This is a genomic window from Boseongicola aestuarii, from assembly GCF_900184815.1.
In the GTDB taxonomy this organism is placed as follows: Bacteria; Pseudomonadota; Alphaproteobacteria; order Rhodobacterales; family Rhodobacteraceae; genus Boseongicola; species Boseongicola aestuarii.
The window spans coordinates 300484-309790 of the sequence record NZ_FXXQ01000003.1 but is presented as its reverse complement, the minus strand read 5'-3'; the positions used below and the strand labels follow the sequence as shown (position 1 = coordinate 309790).

Here is a 9307-nt window from a genome sequence, read left to right as displayed (position 1 = left end):
ATGGTCGCGTCTATCGGGTGAACGTCACATCAGACGGCTTTGAGATGGACGGCCAGACGTTCTCATCTCTCAGTGCGGTCGCCAAACGGATCACAGGGGCCGAGTGGAGCGGCCCCCGCTTCTTTGGTTTGAAGAAGCGCGCCGCATGAAACGCATCCGTTGCGCCATTTACACCCGCAAGAGTTCCGAGGATGGCTTGGAACAGGACTTCAACTCGCTCGATGCGCAGCGTGAGGCTTGTGAAGCTTATGTCGCCAGTCAGCGCCACGAAGGGTGGGAGTTGTTACCCAATCATTACGACGATGGAGGTATATCCGGCGGGCATCTCGAACGCCCTGCCCTGCAACGATTGATGGAAGCCGTGGATGCAAAGCAAGTTGATCAGATCGTTGTCTACAAGATCGACCGGCTGACACGATCCCTGTCTGACTTCGCAAAGCTGGTTGATCGGTTGGATCAGGCAGAGGCCTCCTTTGTCTCGGTCACCCAGTCATTCAACACCGCAACCAGCATGGGGCGCCTGACACTCAATGTATTGCTCTCCTTTGCCCAGTTCGAACGCGAAGTGACGGCAGAGCGCATCCGGGACAAGATCGCGGCCTCTAAACGCAAAGGTCTCTGGATGGGTGGCAATGTGCCTCTTGGGTACGAACCCGATGGCCGCACGTTGAGTATCAACCACGCCGAGGCCGAGACAATCCTTACGCTCTATGGGCTCTATGAAGAGTGGGGCGCAATGCGTCTTGTTCAGGAAGCCGCAGGTCGACTACAGCTTCGGTCAAAGCAGAGGCGTGCGCCAGATGGGGGCCTCCGTGGCGGTAAGATCATGTCGCGGGGCCAGCTGCATCATATCCTGACCAATCCTATCTATGCAGGTCGCATTCGACACAAGGGCCAGGTCTTTGAGGGGCAGCACTCCGCCATCATTGATCCTGAACGATGGGATGCCCTGCAGGACCAACTAAGTGGCAAGGCTGCGAAGCCTCGTCTCTCCAAGCAGCACCGTGATCCCTCACTGCTGGCAGGCAAGATCATTGACGAAGCTGGCGAGCGGCTAACTCCCAGCCATGCGCAAAAGGGCAAGACGCGGTATCGCTACTACATCTCCCAAAAGCTGGTGACCGGCGTGACACAGGCAGACGAGAAGCAACGGACCTGGCGCATCCCGGCGCTTGTTTTGGAGGGTGCTATTGCCAACGCAGTTCAAAAACGGATTGGACAGCTATCCGCGGCGGCCAACATCCAAAAATTCCCGGGGACCGAAACACAAATACCTGATGCGCGAGAAGCCCTCGAAGTCGTGGAGCGAGTTCGGATCGCTCCAGGAAAACTGACGATCAATCTAAATGCCAAACGCGCGCAAAAGCCTGTAGGCGCTGAGCTGGAGTGTGACCCAGATGACCTCACGCTTGAGCTGCCGTTCACTGAACGTCGAAGAGGCGTAGAGATGAAGATCATTGTTGGCGAAGGGCCGGCGAATGTTGATCAGGTGCTCGTCGAGAATGTTGCGCTCGCCAATCAATGGTACCGGCAGTTGAAAGACGGCTTGAGCTACGAGGCTATCGCTTTGGAAGCTGGCACTTCGAAAAGACGAGTTCAGCAACTCGTCGATCTGGCATTCCTGGCACCTGACATTGTTCGTGAAATTGTGAATGGCACGCAGCCTCTGGGACTGACGTCCGACTGGTGCCTGCGCCATGAGCTTCCGGCCGAGTGGAAAGCGCAACGCCAGCGCATCACAACCCTCTGAACACACCGCTTCGCGTATCGCGGAAATCGCCAGTCCAGACACTTGGTGGATTACGCGCCAAATTTGTCCTGAGCCGGAGTCTGGCGCAGCTCACCCACTCCACAACCCACGGAAACTTGGGCACTATCTGACGCAGCGTACTGTATCGGCGGTTTTGTGGAACTGCCTGGCTGTGCACACAGTCCCGAGCGAACCAGTCTGCGGCTAAAATTCCCTGTTAAACAGGGAAAGAACAGGGAAAATTGACGTTTTTGGGCGTAATTGACCTCACTCAGCTCTATTAGCGCATATAAATCAGATGTTTACGCGCGAATTCCCTACTCAAATTAACAGGGAATTAAATTCCGGTATCAGGGAAAGAAATTCCAAAATCAGGGAAAGAAATTACAGCCAACAGGGAAGCCGTGCTGGTTTTGAACTGGCAATTCTTTCATCAACATGAATTTCGCCGGCCCATCAGTTGCAGTTGATCAGCGCGAAAATTGGCATATCGAATTCCCGAAAGTCGGCTTTATCCAAATGCGCTTTCGGGAAGATCACGCCAACAGCTTGTCGTCCGAATGCTGGCCTGATCCTAACAGCTCGACGTTTCTTTTATTTGCAAGTTCAAGAATATTGGTCGTCAGCCGCCAATAGAAGGCCAAGACACAATAGCCGTTTTGGCATATGCCAGTTTTCATCCAACGACAGGACACAATCCGTCGCCATGTCTGGTGAACAAATTCACGGAACATATCCAGAAAAATCTGTGCGAAATAATCAAACCGCTTTGGGAAGCGCGAATTACAGCCGCTCCGGTCTGCCAATCATAACATGGCCCGGCACTGGCACCAGTCAGTACGATGCGCTAATCCGAAGATCCGATTGTTGATTTGAACCTGTCTCGTGCCCTTTCGACGTGTCGAAAGAATGCAGCCTGCGCCCGGTCACGATTCCCGGTTGCGACCGCATCGACCATTTCCCGATGCTCGTGGTTCGATACCGACAATCCACCTGCATTTACCAGACTGCGCGTGCGGCAAAGATGCAGTTTGTTCGCCAGAGTCTTGTAGACTTCGATCAATGTATTGTTGCCCGTTCCTGCCAGAAGGAAGTCGTGGAACTCAAGGTTCTGACGGTAGTACTCGTCGAAATCCCTTTTTTCAGCAGCGGTGTCCATTTGATCCAGGTAGCCGCGCATCGCCGCCAGCATCGCATCGTCCACGCGGTCTGCAAGCAGCCAACCGGCAAGCCCAAACACGCCGGCACGCACATCATAAATTTCCAAAGCTTCCTCGGGCGAAACAGAGCGGACAAATACGCCCCGCTTTGGGATAACCTGAACAAGCCCACGAGACTGCAGGCTGCGGGTAGCTTCACGCAGGGGACCGCGAGAGATGCCGAAACGTTTGGACAACTGAGACTATCTCGACGAAAGTGCAGGCCAGTGGCCGAACACCGCCAAGACAAATGGCCGAGGATGATGTCCTTTCCACCGACGTAACACCATGTCGGCTTTCTATCCACCAGCAGTCGTTGACGCACCTCATGTAACCTGTAGCGTCTGACTACGACGCGGCGAACGTTCGCTTTCCAATTTGATCAGTTCCCGTGCCCAGTGGTGGCTTGTTCCACAGGCCTCAATACCGACCAGACACGGCTCAAGACGTTCAAAGAATGCCAGCAGCTGGGGTCCTAATCGATGGTCAATTCAAGATCTCCATTGGCCGAGGGCCTCAAGACGATGGGCGACCGCAGTCAGTAATCACCAGATAGATCCTCTCGCCAACCGATCCGCACTCCGGGCGGCACAAGGACAGCATCCGCCCAGTATCTCGTAGACGAACTCCGCAGCGGCCAGGGGTTGATCCTCTCCCACTGAGTTGGTCCGCCCCTATAGTTAGGAATCGGAGGATCGAAGATGGGAATCCAACGACACAAGCCGGAAGAGATTGTCACGAAGTTGCGGCAGGTTCGCGGCGGACCGGAAGGAGCTTGACGGATGTGCGCAAAAAAATGTGCCTGAAGCTGTCGTCAACGCCCTATTCTCCGTATGGGACCCAAATGTTTTTGACTTGGCTTGCGTGGCGCAGGAATTCTCTGCCTTCGCTCTGGGCTTCATCGAACCAGTTTCTGGCCTTGCCGCCCGCAACCCAAGTTTGCTTCAGGTTTATGATGGATGCCAGCTCCACGGCCTCAGCGCTGTTTGCGCTGCCAAAATGCCACAGCGCATCAACGCCAGCATGTTCAGAAAGCGTTTTGGTTAGCAAGTCCTGGTCGCCGGTGACGATATTCAGAACACCGCCGGGGAGATCGGATGTTTCCAACACCTGATAAAAGTCGGTCGCGGCCAGAGGGTGATCTTGCGAAGGCAGAGCCACGACCCGATTGCCAAGCGCAATGGCTGGCGCCACTAGCGAGATGAACGACAAGAGCGGGGCTTCATTCGGGCAGGCAATGCCAATCACGCCAATTGGTTCATTCATCGCCAGCGCGACACCCCGAATGGGCACCTGATGCACAGCACCATCAAATTTATCAGCCCATGCACCATAACAGAAGAGCCGGTCGATGCTTGTGTCCACTTCTTTTGTATGGCTATCGCCGGTCATGGATTTTAGCGTCGCAGCAAATTCAGAAGCGCGGGCTGACAGGTTTTCGGCAATGTAATAGAGGATCTGTGCCCGAGCATGTCCGGTCGTGGTTGCCCAGCTTTTTGCATTTGAAGCAGCCTCAACGGCGTTTCTGATATCTTTTCGGTTGCCTTCGCCAACCTGTCCGACAGTCTTACCAGAAGGATCAAGCACGGCACGGTCATAGCCGCCATCGGGGCGCGCCTGTTTGCCGCCGACATAAAGCTTTCTGGTCCGGTCCACGGAGTTTGGCGCAGACACCTTTGTGAAAGCACTAGTCTTTGAGGGCTTTGCCGCAGTAAGAGTCTTCAGAAAGCTCGGTTTCAGGTATTCAAACATCCCTTCGCGGCCGCCCTCGCGGCCATAACCACTTTCGCGATAGCCGCCAAAGCCTGCCGCTGCATCAAATAGGTTGGTTGAATTTATCCAGACAATCCCGGCTTTCACCTGGGGCGCTATATCCAGCGACAAATTGATGTTTTCGGTCCAGACACTGGCGGCCAGCCCATAGCGAGTGTTGTTGGCCAGCTCGACCGCTTCAGCTGGTGTGCGGAACGTCATGGCAACCAGAACTGGGCCAAAGATTTCTTCTTGTGCGACGCGCATTGCTGGTTCAACTGACGAAAGCAATGTGGGCGGATAATAACACCCATCTGTTGGCAATGATGCGGCACATTGATAAATTTCAGCACCTTCTTTGACACCCACATCAACAAGTTCTGCGATTCGTTGCTTTTGAACGGGATCGACGATTGCGCCCATATCGATGGATTTATCCATCGGGTTGCCGACGCGCAGTTTGTCCATCCGCACCTTGATTTTTTGGAGCATCTGCTCAGCAATACTTTCCTGCATCAAAAGCCGCGACCCGGCACAGCAGACCTGACCCTGGTTAAACCAGATCGCATCCACCAGGCCCTCGACAGCGCCGTCGATATCGGCGTCTTCAAATACGATAAAAGGCGATTTGCCCCCAAGTTCGAGAGTCAGCTTCTTGCCTTTCCCGGCTGTTTGCTGGCGTATGATCCGGCCCACGGTGGAGGAGCCAGTGAAGGCTACCTTGTCAATCTTCTTGTGGCCCGCAACCAGTGCGCCGGTATCACCAGCCCCAGTTACGATATTGACCACACCCTTTGGCAGGCCAGCTTGTTGACAAATCTCTGCAAAGCAAAGCGAGGTCAGCGGTGTGTATTCAGCAGGCTTCAGCACGACAGTATTGCCTGCGGCCAGCGCAGGCGCCACTTTCCATGCAAGCATTAGCAGCGGAAAATTCCATGGGATGATCTGTCCCGCAACGCCAGCAGCCTCGTATCCGGGAAATTCAGATTTCAACAGTCGTGCCCAGCCTGCGTGATAGTAGAAATGCCGCGCTACCAGGGGGATGTCGATGTCGCGCGTTTCCCGGATTGATTTCCCGTTGTCGAGCGTTTCCAGAACCGATAACAGCCGACTATTTTTCTGCACAAGCCGCGCCAAGGCGTAAAGATACCGTGATCGTGCCGAACCGCCCATGGCTTCCCAACTAGGCTGGGCAGCATTTGCTGCCTCGACGGCAGCATCGACGTCTTTCTTTGCCCCGGCAGAAACCTGTGCCAACACCTTCGCAGTGGCCGGATTACATGTCTGGAATAGCTTTCTGGGCTCGGTAAACTCGCCATTTATGAAATGACCGAATTTGGCATTACGCCCGGCAATCCACGCAAGTGCCTCAGCGTCACTTTCTGGTGCAAGCCCATAATCCATCGATTTGAATGCTTCCAAGACTGTCATTTGTTTCTCCGGTCACGCAAGCGCATGGCGATTTCCGGACGAGTACGACCCGGTCAGGTGATGTTCGAGCTGCCGTTCGATGTCGCCAAGCAACGACGACGCGCCAAAACGGAACAGATCTGGACACAGCCATGAATTGCCCAGCTCTTCCTTGACGAGCGACAGGTAAGCGACGCTGTCCTTAGCTTTGGAAATCCCGCCTGCGGGTTTGTATCCGATCTTTATTCCGGTCTGGTCGTAGTAATCTCTGATCGCTCGCAACATAACCAGCGTAACGGGAAGCGTGGCGTTCACACTTTCTTTGCCGGTTGATGTCTTAATAAAATCTGCGCCCGCCATCATGCACACCCAAGAAGCGCGCGCGACATTGCTCAGCGTTCCAAGTTCCCCGGTTGCCAAGATCGCTTTGACATGGGCGTCACCGCAAGCTTTACGGAAATCCTGCATTTCCTTGTAAAGCGCGCCCCAGTCGGCGCTCAGCACATGCCTGCGTGAAATTACGATGTCGATCTCCTCTGCCCCTGCAGCGACAGAATCCTCGATCTCCATCACTTTTAGGCGGTGCGGCGTCAGGCCGGCAGGAAATCCGGTCGAAACTGCTGCAACCGGGATGCCAGTATCTTTCAGCGCTAAGACCGCAGTTTCAACCATTTCATGAAAAACGCAGACAGCGCCAGTCTGCAGGTTCAGACTTTTGACGCCGAGGCGATCCACCATATCCGACGAAATCGGCTGGCGGGCTTTGGCGCAGAGCCGGCGCACGCGCGCGGCGGTGTCGTCACCCGACAGGGTAGTCAGATCAATGCAGGAAATTGATTTTAACAGCCATGCGGCCTGATGGGTTTTTTTAACCGTCCTGCGCCCACCATGCGTCACACACCGGCGCTCAACAGCACTTCGGTTCACGCGCAAATTGCGAATAAATTCTATGTCGAGCGGCATACCGTTGTTGCGCGGGGCCAATTCGTTTGGCACTTCGTTAATGTTCGTGATTCCAATACTCATGCCGTTACCGACTGTTTTGCACCAAGCCTGTTGAGGATGGATTCAGCAATAGTTTCTGGGATAAGGCCCATTTCGGCATAAACTTGGGGGCCCGGTCCGGACATGCCGAAGCTGGGCACGCCAAATACGTTTTCTTCAGAGCCAACATAGCGTCCCCATCCCATAGGCAGCGCCGCCTCGATGGCGTATCTTGGCCCAGTTCCCAGAACAGCATCGCGATACGACTGATCCTGCACATCGAATGTTTCCCAGCAGGGCAGTGAAACGATTGCGGCGTTTATATTGCTTTTTTCCAGCAGGGCCGCAGTGCGGATTGCAAGATCAACTTCGGAACCAGTTGCGATCAGTGTCAGATCACGTTTTTCTCTAGCCTCTTGCAAGACATAGCCGCCTCGCCGCGATGGCATATCGGGCCTCTCGACCCGTCGCACAGGCTCTACGGCCTGGCGGGCCACAACCATAGCGCTCGGACCCGAGTGCAACGCGGCATCCAGCCAGCATTCTAACGCCTCAACGCCGTCAGCTGGGCGGTAGACACGCAAATTTGGAATGGCTCGTAGGGATGCGAGTTGTTCGATAGGCTGGTGCGTCGGCCCGTCTTCGCCAACTCCGATTGAATCGTGACTGAACAAGAAAACCACGCGGATATTCATGATCGCGGCCATCCGGATTGACGGGCGGCAATAGTCGCTGAAGGTCAAGTAAGTGCCACCATAGGGAAAAAATCCACCATGGAGCGCTAGCCCGTTCATTGTAGCAGCCATCACATGTTCGCGAATGCCATAGCCTACGTGTCTTCCGGCGTATTCACCTGGCACGACAAGCTGCATATTATCCGGTTTGGTTAGGACACTGCCGGTAAGATCAGCAGAGCCGCCAACTAGCTCGGGCATAGAGTTTTGCAGAACCGCTGTTGCTGCAAGGCTGCCCTTACGTATGGGCGCGGCTGTAGGCGTTGCCACGGCCGATTTGATCGCGGCCTTAACTTCTGCTTCCAGAGTCGGCGGGAACTTACCGGATATGCGTCGTTCAAATTTTTCGCGTGTTGCTGGGCTGATGCCTTTCAACCGATCTTGCCATGCAAGCCGCTCTGTTGCCCCGGCAACACCAGCGGAGCGCCATTTGTTCTTGATGGGTTCCGGAATAACAAACGGCTCATGGGGCCAGTTCAGGTTCTTACGTAGCCCTGCCAGTTCATCGGGACCAAGTGGAGAGCCATGGACGATCGACTTACCCTCCTTGGTCGGTGCGCCGAATCCGATCCGGGTGCGGGCAATGATCACCGTTGGTTGGTCCGATGTCTTTGCCTCGGTCATGGCTTCATTGATGTCATCGTGGTCATGGCCATCCGCATGGAGAACCCGCCAATTCGCCGCTGCAAATCTTGCGGCGTGGTTTTCTGAGGTGGCAACACTGGTTGCGCCGTCAATTGTGGTTCTGTTGTCATCAAATACGAGCGTGAGTTTTGATAGTTTCAAGTGGCCCGCAAGACTGATTGCCTCTTGTCCGACACCTTCCATCAGGCAGCCATCACCACAGAATACCCAGGTGCGATGGTCAACCAGATCATCGCCAAAATCCGCGTTCATCATGCGTTCGCCAAGTGCAAAGCCAACCGAATTCCCTAAACCTTGCCCGAGAGGGCCAGTGGTCGTTTCAATTCCTGGCAAGTAACCCAGTTCTGGATGACCAGCAGTACGTGCGTGAAGCTGACGGAACCTTTGAAGCTCTTTGATTGTTGCGCCTTCGTAACCAAGGAGGTGCAGCAAGGAATATTGCAGCATAGACCCATGACCATTCGACAGGATAAACCGATCACGATCCGGCCATTCAGGGTTCTTTACATCGAATTTCAGATGCTTGGTGAACAGGACGGTCGCGAGGTCAGCCATGCCCAATGGCATGCCAGGATGGCCGGACTTTGCCTTCTCTACGGAATCAGCTGCGAGAAAACGCAAAGCATTCGCCAACTCGCTGGCATCGGTTTGATGTACCTCTTGATGGCGTGTCACTGGTCTTATCCTGTTTGCTAGAGCGGCACCGAAACGGCGATCCTCATCTATAAAAACATTATACTATGTGTGATTTTTTTTGCAATAATAATGTTTTTTTGCAATTATTTGCATTATTAGAAGTATAAGTAGGCGCGTCAGCTCACCCCCACTACGGT

Annotated in this window: 6 protein-coding genes; 2 read left to right on the top strand and 4 right to left on the bottom strand. The window is 54.4% G+C overall.

Annotated elements, in window-relative coordinates:
- A partial coding sequence (locus BOA8489_RS07245) for a DUF2924 domain-containing protein (protein WP_141138252.1) occupies nucleotides 1-149 on the top strand: 149 nt, incomplete at its 5' end.
- Nucleotides 146-1750 carry a recombinase family protein gene (locus BOA8489_RS07240; protein ID WP_093973331.1) on the top strand — a complete coding sequence of 535 codons (1605 nt, stop codon included), beginning with the start codon at nucleotides 146-148 and terminating at the stop codon, nucleotides 1748-1750. The genes BOA8489_RS07245 and BOA8489_RS07240, both read left to right, overlap by 4 nt.
- 847 nt (nucleotides 1751-2597) lie before the next feature.
- On the opposite strand, the gene BOA8489_RS07230 is transcribed toward BOA8489_RS07240, so the two are convergent.
- The 4 genes from BOA8489_RS07230 to tkt form a co-directional block, all read right to left on the bottom strand.
- Entirely contained in the window at nucleotides 2598-3146 is a 549-nt protein-coding gene (locus tag BOA8489_RS07230; protein ID WP_093973361.1) for an FCD domain-containing protein, read from the bottom strand.
- Between the two features lie 625 nt (nucleotides 3147-3771).
- Complete coding sequence (locus BOA8489_RS07225; protein WP_093973329.1) at nucleotides 3772-6132, bottom strand: aldehyde dehydrogenase family protein; 2361 nt, start codon at nucleotides 6130-6132, stop codon at nucleotides 3772-3774.
- A 12-nt stretch (nucleotides 6133-6144) separates the two neighbouring features.
- Entirely contained in the window at nucleotides 6145-7137 is a 993-nt protein-coding gene (gene deoC / locus BOA8489_RS07220) for a deoxyribose-phosphate aldolase (RefSeq protein WP_093973328.1), read from the bottom strand.
- Nucleotides 7134-9149, bottom strand: coding sequence for a transketolase (gene tkt / locus BOA8489_RS07215; protein WP_176440225.1), 2016 nt, complete (start codon nucleotides 9147-9149; stop codon nucleotides 7134-7136). Before tkt ends, deoC begins: the two co-directional genes overlap by 4 nt.
- Nucleotides 9150-9307 lie beyond the last annotated feature (158 nt).